Genomic DNA, 14,658 nt, shown 5'->3' with positions numbered 1-14,658 from the left:
CCGTTATACAAAGAGGAATTTAATTATTGAAAGTGACCATGCGTATTTTGCCTTTATCAGATCTTCATCATGAGTTGTGGCGTGACGCAGCGCCCATCATTGATCCTACCATCAGTCGACCGGATGTGGTGGTCCTGGCCGGAGATATTGATACCGGTGCGAAAGCAGTGGAATGGGCTGCACGGACGTTTGCGGGTATTCCTGTGCTGTATGTGCACGGCAACCATGAATCCTATGGCAAACATCTGGAACACGTGCAGGAAGATATTCAGACTGCCTGCGCAGCGGCAGGTAATGTACATTTCTTGAACTGCAGTGAATTCGTTCTTGGAAATGTCAGATTCCTCGGTGCAACCCTGTGGACGGATTTTCGGTTATTTGGAGATGGTGATCGGCAATTTGCTATGCGCGAGGCAGAAGCAGTGATGGTTGATTACAAGCGCATACGTTTGGCCAGCGCCAGCTATCGCAAACTCAGATCAGCAGACACAGCAAAGTTTCATTCACAGCATAAATCTTGGCTTAAGCAAAAATTGGCCGAGCCCTTCACCGGGAAAACGGTGGTCGTAACTCACATGGCACCCTCCATGAAATCCGTCTCGAAGCGCTATGCCAATGAAATGGTGTCTGCGGCCTATGCCTCCAATTTAGATGAGATCGCCTCTCAGGCCGATGTTTGGATCCATGGGCATATGCATGAGTCATTTGATTATCAAATTGGAGAATGCCGTGTTGTATGCAATCCATGCGGATACAAAACCCGCGCAGGTAGGCCTGAGAATGGTCAATTCGACCCAAACCTCATTATTGAACTTCCAACATAGTTCTAAAAACACGATTTCGACATTTGATAGCGAGCATAGGAAGTTTTGCCATGACTAATAAAACGCAGAAACAGCTTATTGATGATTACCTCAAACAGCCTCCTGATCCCGCATTGGGAAAAGAAGATTCTTTCTGGGCGAATGTCACACCTGTCGGACGCGAATTTGGCAGTAAGGACTATGAGCGCTTAATGGCGCACGACAATTTGGTTCACACTGCCATGACTTCACCCAATCCAGTTTCTCTTGCGCTACGAGTGTTTCTGGACGATGAACGTGCCACGCCGGAAGGCTGGGTACGCGTATACTGGCCGAACGAAGCCATTGACCTGCTGAAAACTAATGCGGTTGTCGAAATTAGCTTGGACCATGACCTGGGTGATGATCAACGTGGTACTGGCTATGATGTGGTGCTGTGGATAGAGGAAACTGTCGCATTGCATGGCTTCAAGCCACCCAAGATGAGCGTGCATTCGGCCAATTCCTCTGCTCGAGAAAAGATGGAAGCCGGGATTGAGGCGATTAACAGGCTAGTCAACAATAAGCCTTTCGATTGAAAACACGTGCGCCCCTCGTGACGAACGAAATGGTTTGAACCTTTACTTGCCATTTCTATGAGCATCGTTCTGAAATGGATTTGTCGTGGTGGGATGACTGTGCCTTTATCTTAGCTAGCGTAGATCGCGTCCGAACTGAGCGTGGACCATAGCGCTACAGGTATTCCTTACTCTGGTTTTTTCCTATCGTTAGCATTTTCTTCAATCTCTGATTTGATAAAAACCGAATCACACGATTCCGCCTATATCGACTTCAAATATCCCGCAAATGTTACAATATTTGAAATATTTTAGAGAGTCTGCATGCCTGCATCATATACAAACACACTTCGCTACTGGTTCGACGTAGAAGCCCTGATGTATCCCGATCTACCGAAACCTGGTAGGCGGCGCACTTACACACTGCGATATGAGAATTCTTTCCCATGGAGTCAAACAGATAGCCCAGTAGTAGATGATCACAAATACTTTGTGTACTTCGGCCTGGTGCAGAAAAAAATATTGGAAACCGAGTTATTCGAATTGTTTCGCACGTCCCCAGAGGAAGATATTGGAGGTAATCATACGAGACCCAAGACAGGTAAAACCTTCCTATGCTCAATCGAGATATCAGCCAAAGGCATACCAATTGTCTCCACCTTGCAGCTTGCAGCATTCGCCGTAGCATTCGCAGAAAGAAAACATCAAAAGATCTTAGGTTGCGCAACAATCCTGGAGTCCTTGAAAGACAAGATCAAAACAATATTTTCCGAGTCTGACACATTATTCGCTAATGCTGAGTGGTTCATTCAGGTTACGGATTTCTTAATTTCTGAACTGGATTGGCAGCCGCGTGAGCTAATGGCAAAGGAGCAGATATATGTACATCGCGTTCCTATCATCAATAGCAAAGGGAAACCAATTCAGCCACCACCAGAAATGGATCCTATCAATTCTTTCTACTTGGAAGATATAGAGCGTATTCGAAACGCCGCTCAAAGCGGCCCTGGATCGATTCAGGTACAGCGTTACCTTGAAGGAGAACAAAAGATTGGTAAAAGAGTGGATGTGACATCACTCGATACTATCAATTCATTGCTTGCTTCCCGAAGCTTCCCAGTCGGACGATGGCCCAGCCAATTTCCACTGTTTCTCATGCAGCAGGTCGCTGTCAATACCGCCTTAAATACTTTGAAAGATGGCGGAATGTTTTCAGTTAATGGCCCGCCAGGAACTGGGAAGACCACCTTATTGATGGATGTGATCGCCGCACGCATCGTTGAGCGAGCAAGGCTGCTTGCAAAATTTGACAACCCAGAAAAGGCTTTTTCAAAAAACCCCAATCTCATCACTTATCCCCCAAATAAATCGGGCACATCAGTAAATGGGCCATGCTTTTTTTTTGATGAGAAACTACTCGATTTTGGTATTGTCGTTGCCAGCGCAAACAATAAAGCTGTTGAAAATATTACTCGCGAGTTGCCAAATCTGACCAAGGTCTCCTCAGAATTCTTGAAGTTTGATGGGGAACCGTTTGATTATTTCGTGCAGGCTGCAACAGCTTTGATCAATCCCGATAAGAAAAAATCAGCTCCACCCAAGCAGGACTCTTCGAGCCCTCTAGATGAGACTATAGATAGCAATGCAGAGGATGATAGTGACGAAAGCGTTGAAACAATCAAGTGTTGGGGTCTTATTTCTGCTGCACTCGGCAACAAAAAAAACCGCAATCGGGTTATCGATAAATTGGGAAAATTCAGCGAATGTGGGATAGCAGAATCGTTGGAGAGTATAGATGTTGGTAATTTAGACTGGAGCCATGCCAGAACTCGCTTTAAACAAGCCGTTAAGCGTGTTACTGACATGCAGTTGCTCATGGAGGAATTCGATAAATCGCTTGCTTTATCGCGTGAAGCGCAGGAGAAGCTTGCAGCGTTGCAGGTAGCAGAGGTGCAGTCAGAACTCCAAAATAGCCATGCTCAAAGCACTGTTCAACAACACACTAGGGAACTTCAAGCTATAGAAAGTCAAGTTGAAGACAATCTTGAAGAGCGCAAGCAGTATGCGATGGATTGGCCTTGGTGGCGTTTGCTAATTGCTCGCCTGTTTAACTCGACGCAATACGCACAAGTCAATCTGCGCCGTGCTGAACTGGAAGAAGAGTACGCGACACTAAGATCACAACGCTCTGAATCGAAACGCTCGATCGCTCAAGCCTCGAACCATGCAACTAAAACGCAAGCCGATTTACAAGTGACGCATGCCGCACGCATCGCACATGAAAAAGAAATCGCGTTGCTTGAAAACAAACTTAATACATTGCGTTCTGCACTGGGTGTCGCTGCGTTTTATCCTGAGAAATTTCGAGAAATAGCTGTTGAGGATCAGCAAAAGACCTTGATTCGGAGCAATCCAGCTTACCATGCTGCGCGAGCAGAAGTGTTTTTGACTGCCATGCATTTGCATAAAGCATTCATAAAAAATGCTGGGAAACCTTTTGAAACCAATTTCCGCTTGGCATTAGCCATGCTTGGGCAAGAAACCTATATCCAAAATCATTTACCAACGATGGCTCCTCATCTATGGGCCGCTTTTTTTCTTGTTGTGCCTGTTGTATCCAGCACGTTTGCCTCGATATCACGGTGTTTTTGTAATCTCCAAGAAGGGCAGATCGGCTTATTGTTAGTTGATGAAGCCGGTCAAGCCGTGCCATCGAATGCATTGGGAGCTATTTGGCGTTCCAAACGTGTCTTGATTGTCGGTGACCCCTTGCAGGTGGAGCCAGTCATTAAAATGGATACGAAGTTAGACTATGAAATACTTACCTATCACCAGGCCCCCGAAGAACACTTGCTGACAAGATACTCAGCACAGCACCTGGCAGATCGTCAGAATCGATATGGCGCAATAGTTACGCAATATGATGGCTCAGAACTTTGGATAGGTTCTCCTTTACGCGTTCATCGCCGATGCGTCGATCCTATGTTCTCAGTCGCAAATGAAATCGCCTACAACAATAAAATGGTGTTTGGACCACGCCCGGAGGAAGAAATTGAGCGAACTGCCGAACGTCCGCTAATAGGCCCGTCACGATGGATCGATATCGTTGCAGATGATTTTGATGAGCACTACAGTGCAACTGAAGCAAACTATGCTTTTAATATTGTTGAGCAATTCGCTCGACAAGGTTTAGTCGAACAAGTTTCCGGCCTGCCTGAGCTGTATATTATTTCCCCCTTTAAATCCGTTGCTGAGGGTATCAGCACCTTGCTGAAAGATAGGGTTAATGAATGGGCGAGCGGCATTAATGACGAAACGCTGACTAACTGGCTTAATTCGCATGTAGGTACCGTACATACATTTCAAGGCAAAGAATGCGAATCCGTGGTTTTCGTTCTAGGTGGGAAAACAGCCGGTGCCAGAAGTTGGGCTGCTACCAAGCCCAATATTATTAATGTGGCGATTACTCGGGCAAAGCGACGCCTGTATGTCATCGGCAATAAGAGAGCTTGGTGTGCTACAACATTTGGTGCCGCATTGGCTAGAGCCCTAAACTGAGGTCTTCAATTTAACTGGGAAGTTCGCCGGAGTCTGGTTACACTAGAATATAGATCTGCTGTCCAGCATATTGCGATTTTGCAACAACCCCCGATCGATTCGCAAGCGATTCGGGAATTTTTAAATTTTTTTTCATGCAAACCAAGCCATCACCAAGGGCGTTAATTTCCTTTCCATGCTTGACGGATTTTCCTTTAACAATCGAACGATTCTGCATTCCTCACACATAACAGGAATACTCTTTTTCGAAAAAATCTTGCATCTATCCCTACTCAGGGTACTGCCATACCGCTAGCAAGGCGTGCGGAATATATGCCGACCTGATTGTAAAAGCGAAACGCGATTATGTGTTCCAACCAGTCAGTGTGCTCACCACATTTATATTTTCATAAAAAATTACTCCAGCTTTTTATTGTTGTAAAAATGATACATTTTACCAACTTAATTAAGATTTTTAATTAATCAATAATCAACGAATGTTAAATACAAAAAATTATCTAATTTTTAATTTATTCTGAAAGAGAATCATGCAAATTACACAAAACTACCGTAACGTTCAAAATAAGTAACGGGAGTTACTTAAAGTGAATTTGCATGCAAATTGACCCAGGTTAATCTTGCTCGCGGTATGACAAGAAATAATGGATGCTCTAACTTTAATGATCTTGCTATTGGAAGGGAATAATTATGTCTGGAACTGGTGGCGGAGGCGGTGGGGGCGGCCCTGAAATCCCTCAAGATGCATGTGAAAAGCTATTTATAGACACTCAACTTAGTTCCCCCAAAGAAAACGTTATTGAGCAAATTAATGTTGGCGATATCTTAGAAGTTGCCATCAATCAGCTTAATGATCGGAGTGTCGTTGTCGTCTTGTACAAAGGGCAGATTGCTGGAGGATTGGCTTCACCGAAAGTCCAGCGTCTGCGTGAATGTATCGAACAGCATACTGAATATTTTGCCACCGTTAAAGAAAAGAGAGATGGGCAAGTACGCGTTCGGATCGAACCAAGGCGTATGTGACCATGGAAAAAGAAGAGTACGTTATCGATGTTGTTGGAGGTGTATATCTCGAACGCTGCATGCAACCTAGTTGGCTGGAGGTTTATGGATCTGGCGGTCGAGCAGCTTCGGCACTTGCCCGTATGGGTGCGGAGGTTCGCCTCCATTCCTATATAAGCGAAGCAAACAAAGAGGCGATAGAAAGCCGGGCTGCCTTGGAAGGTTTTTTGCTAAACGCTACACAGATTAATAAAGGATGTAGCTTTCACTATACGCATGGCCTCGATAACCCAACAATCAATCTGCCACTGGACGATTATGCAGATATTCAAATTAATGCCGAGCGGGTTGTAAAATTTGGTTTGATTGAAGGTGATGCAGTTGTTAAAGCAACGTTTGCAGTCTATGACCCGCAAAATGTAACTGACCCAGCCTCGTTTCGAGCAAATGGATCAACCGCTACTCATTTAGCACTAGTCCTTAATCGCTATGAGGCCGCGGTGATGTGCAAGCGAATGGATCTAGATATCTCAGAAATAGCAGCATTACTTGCGTCTCAGGAGCAAGCTGAAATCGTCGTTATTAAAATGGGGCCGTCTGGAGCGTTGATTTACGATAAAGGGGAAATCGGTTTAGTCCCGGCATTTAGTACGAATCATGTTTGGAAAATTGGTTCAGGTGACACATTTGTCGCCCATTTCGCATATCAGTGGATGCAGCAAGGGTTGGCAGCGATCGAGGCGGCACGTTTAGCATCAAAGGCCACCGCTTTTTATTGTGAAAATGCTGGTTTTCCGAGTAAGGCATCTTTGGAACGATTCGATCCACCTCCAATTGTTCCATCATCTCGATTTAAAAATGGCTACTCACCCATGGTCTATATTGCGGGTCCTTTTTTTACCTTAAATCAGCTTTGGCTTGTTGAGCAGATAATGAATAACTTACGTGATATGGGGTTGCAGATTTTTTCTCCTTATCACGATGTTGGACATGGCTCGGCAGACGATGTAGTTCAAAAGGACTTAGAAGCAATAGACAAATGTGATCTCATGTTTGCAATTGGAGATGCAATGGATCCTGGCACAATATATGAAATAGGTTACGCCAGAGCGAAGGGAAAACCTGTCATTATGTATTGTGAAAACGAGTCAAGCGGGGACAAGAAGATGATGGAGGGTTCTGGCTGTATTTTGTGCTCAGACTACGTCACTGCAATTTATAAAACTTTGTGGACAGCAATCAGTTTATGAAAACCGCATTACTTCTTTCAGGTGGAATGGATTCATTGTCGCTAGCGTGGTGGAAAAAACCTGACGTGGCAATTACTTTGGATTATGGCCAAATCCCAGCGCAAGCCGAAATCGCTGCAGCCACAGCGATTTGCAAGCGTTTAAACATTTTGCACTATGTTATTCAAATAGATTGTAGATCCCTTGGATCAGGCGACATGGCTGGTGCCCGAGCAGACCCTTTAGCTCCTGCCAGTGATTGGTGGCCATATCGAAATCAATTACTCATTACGCTCACAGCAATGAAAGCCATTGCTTTTGGAGTGACGCATTTGTGGATAGGTACCGTAAAATCCGACGGCAGCCATAAAGATGGAACTCCAGAATTTATCGACCTCATGAATCGGCTAATGCACTTTCAGGAAGGCGAAATGATAATAGAAGCTCCGGCTATCTCACTGTCAACTGCTGAACTTGTTAAGTTGTCAGAAGTCCCAAGTGAATACTTGGCATGGGCGCATAGCTGCCACACATCTAATGTACCGTGTGGAGAATGTCGAGGGTGCAATAAGTATTTTGCGGTATTTGAGGAATTGGGATATGACTTGGATCGATCTAGGTAATCCGCGCCCCCACCCGGAACCTAAGATATACGTCCCGTTTTGTTGGCCGCTTGGCGATATATATTATTTGTTTGAGCCAGAAAAATTACCCACAAAACCGCTCTCAAAAATATTGGAACATCGGCGAACACGAAGATCTTTTGATGAAGTTAGCGATGAAGATCTTTGTACGTTATTGTGGCTGACGTGTCGCGGACAAGCATGGTCTAACTCTGCATCTGGTTTGCAGCTTTGTTTTCGACCAACCCCATCTGCTGGGGCGATACATCCCATTCATGTCTTAGTAAGTAGTAAAAAGAACAGATCCTGGCAAAGATATGTTCCCACTGACCATACGCTTGCTGGCATTGAACCAATAATTCTAAGTCCTGAAAAAATCAGGGAGGCAGTTGAAAATGTTGTACCACCAGAGGACGGTACCATATTGCTTTTCATTGCGGAACCCGGGAAAACTCTTGCAAAATATGCCGATGGTTGCAGCCTCATCTGGCGTGATGCTGGCGTACTACTTGGATATATGAGTCTAGTTGCTGAATCGCTTGATTTAAATTTCTGCCCCTTGGGAATTACTGGTGAACCGTGGGCCAGTCACCTAGATGAGGAGGGTCGTTTGGTTGGCGTCGGTATGGCGTTGCTTGGTTCTTCTTGGAACAAATGATTTTTTTCTTTCGGTTGGAGAAAGAGTAAGAGACTCCAAGATACCATGCACACTTTTTGGAGACGACATCATTTCCAGCCATATGAGTGCATCCAGTTCTGAAGCTCTGACTCCTAATGCCTGACTGAAGCTAATGAATTGCTGTTCCAGTACTAGATAGTCGCGTTCAACTGTCAGCTTGGTATCGAAAAAACCACCGATCAAACCTGCTCTCAATATGTGAATATCTAAAATTGCGACATCATCGGCATCCAACCAGTTTCGTACTGCCCATGACGCGGTTTTATAGCCGATACCAGGTATGGCAAGTAGCCAATCTCTTAGGCTTTTGCCAGAATCACTTGGAGGTGCGTCGTTTTGAAGCTTATCTAGAGCAGCCGCCAAATACTTGGCCTTCTGTTTTGCAAAGCGATAGCGCACATCTTTCCCAGCAATCTGTAGAGGTTCCGACAGCCATACGTGCAGTGTATCTTCATGAGGCGGAACCTCGCCAAACACACCGAGCGCTTTCATTTTCTTAAAGGCCGCAACGCCAACATTTGCTGGAATTCCGTGTCCACCAAGGAGGCATGCACCTACTTCTTCTTTCAAGGTAGAACCTAATTTATAATTTATTTTCGTGCCTATAATGCGACGCGCATAGACCTGATATGCCCAATATGCGGGACTGGGAAAGGCATCAATAGAACCCCATTGCACACCAGGTAAGACCTCTTGGTCTGCTGCGGGAAATTCTATGTTGACTACGGCGTTATCCAGAAAAATAGCACCTAATTGCATTATATTGCTCCTGTCGAGATGTAAGTCTCGTGAATCCATTTTATGAGTTCATTTCGCTCCGTAACTTCCATTCGGCTGATTCTTTCGTGGATTCTTGTACGTCTTCTGTTGATGGTTTGACGTTCTCGATATGTTTCACCTACATGTCGTGCATCATGAAGTACGTGAGGCACTGGAAAGTTCATCCAAACGCATTCTTCGCGCACATCTGCATGTGTTTTAGCTGAGAAAGTAACTTTTCGCCAGCCTAATAGGCGATCACGGTAGAGTTCACTGTCGTATCCCGACAACATCACCATGCATGGCAGGCTGACGAGCAAAGACAGTAATTCTTCATGCTGTTCTTCAGAGTAATCATACGTATACACTCTGCGACGCCGACGAGTACTAGGCAGATAAGGCGGGTCCACATATATAAGTTCCCCGCCGTCGTAAGCAAAAGATTTTAAGAATCCCAGTGCGTCAGCTTTTATTAATTCATATAAGCCAACGCATTCTGCTTCCCATGTAGAAATTACTTTCGGATCTACATCAATGCCAATGTTGCGTTCTGCTGGAAGTTTATTGCGAAGAACCGCACCGCCACCCAAATGAGATTCTATATACGTATGGTGACGCGGCATCAAATTGATCAGCCGTTGATAACATTTTCCTTTTCCGCCTGGATATCTCATTTCCACATCATCGTCAATTATGACGATGATGTCAAGAAATAGTTGAAATGCTTCAATCGAAACTCTTGTAAAGGGTTGCTTAAAATGATTTTTTGGCGAACATCGACGCCCAGGTGCGTTTCCGTCCTTAGGGTCAGTTGCTGCTCAGTTGAGCTTTTTTGTACGGGGAATACTGCGATATGTCTTCAAAAACAGATATACATAAATGTGATTTCTGCACCTTATCTACATGAAGAACGCGAAACTCTGAACTGCAATTAGTACGGCGAAACGCCTAACTCAAACATAACGTTCTTATGCTTTACGCAACCGCGACATTGGCCGCATGCAAAATTCGATCTATGGCATGAATGTGCCCAGCAAAGAATTTCCATGGGAATTTTTGATTTTTTTATTAGTTCCGTCGAATTCAATTCAATGGCCGGAGCTCTAACACGTAGCCCTCCCTCTTGCATACTCATAAGCGTATCCATAGCCTTAAAAAACTCAATTCGTCCGTCAGCATGTCCCGCATCGTTAGCGACAGCGCCAATTAGTAACTCCTGAGCACCGTGTGCTAGCGCAGCACCAGCAGCAAGAGTGATCACTAGTTGATTTCTATACGGCCACCATTCGGAGGATGGCGCTACGGATAAGGCCGGTGATTCACTCAAATCGCCCGAACCAAGTCTAGAGCAATCCGCTTTAACAACGACGTGTTCCATATGCAAATCGGTACATATTTGTTTTGCTGCATTCAATTCCGCTTGAGAGGGGCGTTGTCCGTAATCGACGGTGATACCAAATTCAGGGCGGAGCCAATATGCAATCGCCGTAGAGTCCTGTCCACCAGATAGTAATAATGCAGATATCATTTTTCGAGTGCTAACCAAATAGCCTTATAAATTGCTGTATCCAAATCTTTCTCGATCATGCAATTTGTTCCGCGGAGCATCGTCAAATCGCTTTCATTTTCTATTTGAGTAAATGCAACTACTGGTCGACCAATTGAAACTGCATACCCAAGTTCAAACAATGTACCTGCATCTAATCCATCGCAAACTGCAAATACAACATCACATTTAACGATTCCAGCCAAATCATCTTTCGCAACTATATTTGCAGGGCCTTCTCCAACATCATGTATCGGTGAAAAAACATCGATATTTAGCCTCAAAAATGTTTCTCTCAAACTGTCAATCAACCATCGTTGAGCAACAGTAAAAAATGGGCCTGCCAAATATATTTTCCTTCTACCATCAAGTTGTACCGTTGGAACGCAAGGATTGGGAACAAAACTGGCAGCAAAATCTAAAGGCAAGGGCAAATACGCGGCATTACAATAAAACGCTGTCGCCAGTGATGCTTTATAAGCGGCATTTTCCGGAGACATATTTTTGATTCCCCAATAATGGGTAAATACTGCGGAAAACACATCACCTGACCCAATGGACCAGACATTCGGTGTTTTGAAACACGGAATCCTACTTGTTCGTATTCCGTCTGAAACAATAGCACCGTGTGGTCCCTGTTTTAACACAACGACGGCAGCTTTTTCTAGCTCGTGTATTTGTTTCAGTTGTTTATAAGGATCTGTTTGATCCGTTAGTAATTTTGCTTCTGAGGAATTGATGATGTAAGCTAAATTCTTTGCTGTAGAACCATTCTTAGTAAAATACTGAGCTCGCAGAGGTGCTTGTGGGTCATAAACGACTACATCGGCATTGACTACCGCATTTCCTTCAACCATACCATAACGAAGGATCACGTCCCCATTAATGGCCATTTGAATTTCTTTTTCGCCTGGACCAAATGTAGGTTCTTGTTGTGGGCTTGCAAGACCATAGAGCCAACGAAATGCTACAAAGTTGGTGGAGTCATATAAATTGATATGGAAATTATAGACTGCCAAACTGGACTGAATTTCGAACCTAATTTGTTCATCTGCTGGAGCGAATCCATGAAGCTCAATATCATCATTTATTTCTGATAATGCAGCTGCGGCACGTCCACCAGATCCTAATATTTCCCGACGCTCAGGGAATTGGCAAATTTCTCGATAAATTCCACCAGCAATTTTAAGTGTTGTCATTTTAGATAAACCTGAACCTCAACTCGAGCACCAGAGACACTCTTTACTTCAGCAACATATGCATACCCTTGGATAGTACATTCAATAAGTCGAATCAAGGCATCTGAAGTAATAGCCCCAACACGCCTATCTTCAAAATAAGCTATAGCCACCTTAAAATTTGAACGACTTTCAATTTTTATTTCCAAAATCACTGGTTGCATCGCAGCTAACTTAGCAACGTCAGAAACTACGCTGGGAACAGGGGAATTTAAAATAGTTCGAAAATTTAAGCGTTCGCATGTGCTTCCCGGCGGGGTAGCATCGTATACCGTACCACCTGTTCCAGACATACTTACCTTATTAAAGTGTGTGTAAATTGATTACATGAATGATTTAATTCTTAATATCGCTTCTTTAATCAGAGATAATGAATTAAATTATCAAATGACAACATTATTGGTATGTTAGCATTTTTTTTACAAGTAAAACGACAAATCATTATGACTCATTGTATCGAGTGAAGAAATTCAACTACAGCAGTAATCAACGAAATACTTAATGCTTATGAATATTAAATCTCAATTTATTAAGTTTGGGACGCATCCATTCATTAATGGTGTCGCCGCAGTGATGTCTGTACTTGCTGGTGCGCTTGCATCTTTTTTTACGAGCTCTATCCGCTCCTCTCTTGCATTGCCAGGCGACCCCACACATGGGAACACATTCGCTTATGCAAATTTGAACTTGACTGCCGAAGCGCTGGCTTTTTGGTTCCTGGTGTTGTTTGCTGCACTGCTATTTGCGTGGAGCAAATATGCAGATAGTACAACGGACAATGAGCACAGGAATTATTTAAACATTGCCTTAAAAGACATAGTAAGTATGCCGCCCGATGCCTTTTTGCAAAAGCTAGGGGAGCAATATAAAAAATCGCACGATGAAGTCACAAGAGTGCAAGCAATGGCTTTAGCTCAGAATGGACCAATCTATTTAGATGAAATAGATAAGTCAATTCGTCTCATTCTTACTTCCATTGCACAGCTTGCAAATAATTTTGATGGAAAAGCCAACAGTGAATATCGCGTCTATCTGTTGCTTTTTTCCGTCAACTGGAACATAGATAAATTTGCAGATGTTTTCAACATCGTCCATTTACACAAAGATGACTTTATCGGACATCTTGAAAGTAATCCAGGACATTGCATTACATTTTCTGATGGTAATCAGGAAACGATTATTTCAAAACAATTTAAAGACTACGCTCTACCAGTGCCATATCCTGAGCATGCCCCGTCCAATATGTTAGATGGCGCTGTGCGAGCTTTTGTTGATAGTTGGTATAGAGCCGAATCCATAAATAAATTTATTGACCATGCTATACCCAAATATGCCAACCAAAATCATATTGAAAATATAAAAAACTTTTATAAAAATAGTGCAATGATTAAAGGGGTTCAGAGTTTTGTTTCTTTGGCTATCCCAAAAAACATATGGAGTCCATCTCTCTTGGCGCTTGCTGGTCAAAGTGCCGTTGGTGTTGTCATGATAGAATCAAATATTCCGGGAACATTAAACGAAACAAAGAACTTCTTCCTTCCCGTAGCGCTCCCGTTCTTGCATATGCTCTCGGACCTAATTTCTATAAGAAGTAATGCCACAGACAAATCTAATGGCTAATGAGTTTCCTCTACCTTGAATAAGAGATCAAATTCAAATTTTTTTTCCAATTCATACAATACTTGATCGCTGTAGCTAAAGATGTTTACGTTCCTTGTCTTTCTCACTGAAATCCGGTTTTACCTCAGCGATTTTTGTCGGTAAATCTTTGGACTCCTCCAAATCTTTCCTGTAATAAACAATAATGTCTGGCGTGTATGTGCGTATTCCGCCGCTGGTATCTGCCCAACCAATCGTGATGGTCTGAGTTTCAACGCGCTCTACCAGACGATTGAGTCTGGTAAGAAATAAAAAATCTTCTTCAAGAGTCGATTTAAATTGCTGTCCATCCGGTGTTGTGCCAGTGACCTTAACCGGATTGCTGGTAATTTTCTGGTGGGCATGCGTGCACAATTGCTATATTATTGATAATGCCAATATGACACTAACAGTATGTTTTTTGCATTTAAATTTAGAAAGTATTGAGGTGAGTTACTAGGCACTGATAATAGGTTGTCGCACAGCATCAACCACTGATACGACTGCGGTCTTTGCACCATCGCTATAGTTTTTGCTTTACTTGAAGATATATACATCCCCGAAGTTAATAAGACGGTACCGAGGAGTAACATGCGATTACAAGAACTTTACGACAAGTCCGCCCGACCACCGTATTTGGATGAGGTACTGCTGGCGGATGTACTAGACAACCCCACCAGCATTCAGACTCTAAATGAAGATAGAAAATGGATCACTGGACGCTTCGAACGCAACATTGGTATTGATCAACCAACCCACCTACAAAGTGATGGACAAACCCACGCACACGTTATGGGACGGCGTGGTAACGAGCTCGGTGTTGTGAATTTAAACGGCTCTCCGAGCCATGGGAGCAAGTTCAAATTGCACCAAAAGGACGCGGATGCTTTACGGGCTCGTGGCTTTAAAATCCGTGCTGACAATATTGTCGAATGGGTCAAACAGCGTCAGATGCCACAAATAATTTACGGATAGGAAAATTCTGAGTGGATAAGCGATGTATGCGACCACAAAATTTTTTGCGAAATT

At 43.6% G+C, this 14,658-nt stretch carries 15 protein-coding genes; 9 read left to right on the top strand and 6 right to left on the bottom strand.

Annotated features, from left to right (window positions below; translation table 11 throughout):
- Positions 1-38: 38 nt before the first annotated feature.
- From ACO0LD_RS26710 to ACO0LD_RS26680, 7 genes are all read left to right on the top strand, one after another.
- On the top strand, positions 39-824 hold the full coding sequence (locus tag ACO0LD_RS26710; RefSeq protein WP_423011676.1) for a metallophosphoesterase: 786 nt from the start codon (positions 39-41) through the stop codon (positions 822-824).
- Between the two features lie 50 nt (positions 825-874).
- Positions 875-1,381, top strand: a complete 507-nt coding sequence (locus ACO0LD_RS26705; RefSeq protein ID WP_423011674.1) for a cyclic-phosphate processing receiver domain-containing protein — start codon at positions 875-877, stop codon at positions 1,379-1,381.
- A gap of 357 nt (positions 1,382-1,738) precedes the next feature.
- Complete coding sequence (locus ACO0LD_RS26700) at positions 1,739-4,918, top strand: AAA domain-containing protein (protein WP_423011672.1); 3,180 nt, start codon at positions 1,739-1,741, stop codon at positions 4,916-4,918.
- 687 nt (positions 4,919-5,605) lie between these two features.
- Positions 5,606-5,938 (top strand): hypothetical protein, encoded by a 333-nt coding sequence (locus ACO0LD_RS26695; protein WP_423011670.1) that lies wholly within the window; start codon positions 5,606-5,608, stop codon positions 5,936-5,938.
- Positions 5,939-5,940: 2 nt separating this feature from the next.
- A complete protein-coding gene (locus ACO0LD_RS26690) occupies positions 5,941-7,167 on the top strand; it encodes a PfkB family carbohydrate kinase (protein ID WP_423011668.1) in 1,227 nt (408 codons plus the stop codon).
- Complete coding sequence (locus tag ACO0LD_RS26685) at positions 7,164-7,769, top strand: 7-cyano-7-deazaguanine synthase (RefSeq protein WP_423011666.1); 606 nt, start codon at positions 7,164-7,166, stop codon at positions 7,767-7,769. The genes ACO0LD_RS26690 and ACO0LD_RS26685 overlap by 4 nt, the downstream gene beginning before the upstream one ends.
- Entirely contained in the window at positions 7,747-8,427 is a 681-nt protein-coding gene (locus ACO0LD_RS26680) for a nitroreductase family protein (RefSeq protein WP_423011664.1), read from the top strand. Before ACO0LD_RS26685 ends, ACO0LD_RS26680 begins: the two co-directional genes overlap by 23 nt.
- Here the strand turns inward: ACO0LD_RS26680 and ACO0LD_RS26675 are convergent.
- The 5 genes from ACO0LD_RS26675 to ACO0LD_RS26655 all read right to left on the bottom strand — a co-directional run bounded on the left by ACO0LD_RS26675 (position 8,362) and on the right by ACO0LD_RS26655 (position 12,284).
- Positions 8,362-9,207: a hypothetical protein gene (locus ACO0LD_RS26675; protein ID WP_423011662.1), complete on the bottom strand. Its 846-nt coding sequence runs from the start codon at positions 9,205-9,207 to the stop codon at positions 8,362-8,364. The two genes, ACO0LD_RS26680 and ACO0LD_RS26675, sit on opposite strands and share 66 nt — an antisense overlap.
- Complete coding sequence (locus tag ACO0LD_RS26670) at positions 9,207-9,881, bottom strand: DNA adenine methylase (protein WP_423011660.1); 675 nt, start codon at positions 9,879-9,881, stop codon at positions 9,207-9,209. Before ACO0LD_RS26670 ends, ACO0LD_RS26675 begins: the two co-directional genes overlap by 1 nt.
- Positions 9,882-10,138: 257 nt before the next feature.
- A complete protein-coding gene (locus ACO0LD_RS26665; protein ID WP_423011658.1) occupies positions 10,139-10,735 on the bottom strand; it encodes a 7-cyano-7-deazaguanine synthase in 597 nt (198 codons plus the stop codon).
- The gene (locus ACO0LD_RS26660) at positions 10,732-11,952 is read right to left on the bottom strand and encodes a PfkB family carbohydrate kinase (protein WP_423011656.1); all 1,221 of its coding nucleotides are present in this window, start codon (positions 11,950-11,952) and stop codon (positions 10,732-10,734) included. The genes ACO0LD_RS26665 and ACO0LD_RS26660 overlap by 4 nt, the downstream gene beginning before the upstream one ends.
- Positions 11,949-12,284: a hypothetical protein gene (locus ACO0LD_RS26655; RefSeq protein WP_423011654.1), complete on the bottom strand. Its 336-nt coding sequence runs from the start codon at positions 12,282-12,284 to the stop codon at positions 11,949-11,951. Before ACO0LD_RS26655 ends, ACO0LD_RS26660 begins: the two co-directional genes overlap by 4 nt.
- Before the next feature lie 208 nt (positions 12,285-12,492).
- Between ACO0LD_RS26655 and ACO0LD_RS26650 the strand changes: the two genes are divergently transcribed.
- The gene (locus ACO0LD_RS26650; protein WP_423011652.1) at positions 12,493-13,611 is read left to right on the top strand and encodes a hypothetical protein; all 1,119 of its coding nucleotides are present in this window, start codon (positions 12,493-12,495) and stop codon (positions 13,609-13,611) included.
- A 75-nt stretch (positions 13,612-13,686) separates the two neighbouring features.
- On the opposite strand, the gene ACO0LD_RS26645 is transcribed toward ACO0LD_RS26650, so the two are convergent.
- Positions 13,687-14,004 (bottom strand): hypothetical protein, encoded by a 318-nt coding sequence (locus ACO0LD_RS26645; protein ID WP_423011650.1) that lies wholly within the window; start codon positions 14,002-14,004, stop codon positions 13,687-13,689.
- 216 nt (positions 14,005-14,220) lie between these two features.
- Here ACO0LD_RS26645 and ACO0LD_RS26640 point away from each other — a divergent pair, with 216 nt between their 5' ends.
- Positions 14,221-14,604: a hypothetical protein gene (locus ACO0LD_RS26640; RefSeq protein ID WP_423011648.1), complete on the top strand. Its 384-nt coding sequence runs from the start codon at positions 14,221-14,223 to the stop codon at positions 14,602-14,604.
- The last annotated feature ends 54 nt before the right edge of the window (positions 14,605-14,658 follow it).

The organism is Undibacterium sp. Ji83W (assembly GCF_049340385.1).
In the GTDB taxonomy this organism is placed as follows: Bacteria; Pseudomonadota; Gammaproteobacteria; order Burkholderiales; family Burkholderiaceae_D; genus Undibacterium.
The sequence above is the reverse complement of the archived record's forward strand: the minus strand, read 5'-3'. Positions and strand labels throughout refer to the sequence as shown.

Bases quoted from the DNA above. Each gene is read 5' to 3' on its own strand.
- ACO0LD_RS26710 (WP_423011676.1), top strand. From the start codon at position 39: ATGCGTATTTTGCCTTTATCAGATCTTCATCATGAGTTGTGGCGTGAC.
- ACO0LD_RS26705 (WP_423011674.1), top strand. From the start codon at position 875: ATGACTAATAAAACGCAGAAACAGCTTATTGATGATTACCTCAAACAG.
- ACO0LD_RS26675 (WP_423011662.1), bottom strand. From the start codon at position 9,207: ATGCAATTAGGTGCTATTTTTCTGGATAACGCCGTAGTCAACATAGAA.
- ACO0LD_RS26695 (WP_423011670.1), top strand. From the start codon at position 5,606: ATGTCTGGAACTGGTGGCGGAGGCGGTGGGGGCGGCCCTGAAATCCCT.
- ACO0LD_RS26700 (WP_423011672.1), top strand. From the start codon at position 1,739: ATGTATCCCGATCTACCGAAACCTGGTAGGCGGCGCACTTACACACTG.
- ACO0LD_RS26685 (WP_423011666.1), top strand. From the start codon at position 7,164: ATGAAAACCGCATTACTTCTTTCAGGTGGAATGGATTCATTGTCGCTA.
- ACO0LD_RS26690 (WP_423011668.1), top strand. From the start codon at position 5,941: ATGGAAAAAGAAGAGTACGTTATCGATGTTGTTGGAGGTGTATATCTC.
- ACO0LD_RS26665 (WP_423011658.1), bottom strand. From the start codon at position 10,735: ATGATATCTGCATTATTACTATCTGGTGGACAGGACTCTACGGCGATT.
- ACO0LD_RS26650 (WP_423011652.1), top strand. From the start codon at position 12,493: ATGCTTATGAATATTAAATCTCAATTTATTAAGTTTGGGACGCATCCA.
- ACO0LD_RS26670 (WP_423011660.1), bottom strand. From the start codon at position 9,881: ATGAGATATCCAGGCGGAAAAGGAAAATGTTATCAACGGCTGATCAAT.
- ACO0LD_RS26640 (WP_423011648.1), top strand. From the start codon at position 14,221: ATGCGATTACAAGAACTTTACGACAAGTCCGCCCGACCACCGTATTTG.
- ACO0LD_RS26680 (WP_423011664.1), top strand. From the start codon at position 7,747: ATGACTTGGATCGATCTAGGTAATCCGCGCCCCCACCCGGAACCTAAG.
- ACO0LD_RS26660 (WP_423011656.1), bottom strand. From the start codon at position 11,952: ATGACAACACTTAAAATTGCTGGTGGAATTTATCGAGAAATTTGCCAA.
- ACO0LD_RS26655 (WP_423011654.1), bottom strand. From the start codon at position 12,284: ATGTCTGGAACAGGTGGTACGGTATACGATGCTACCCCGCCGGGAAGC.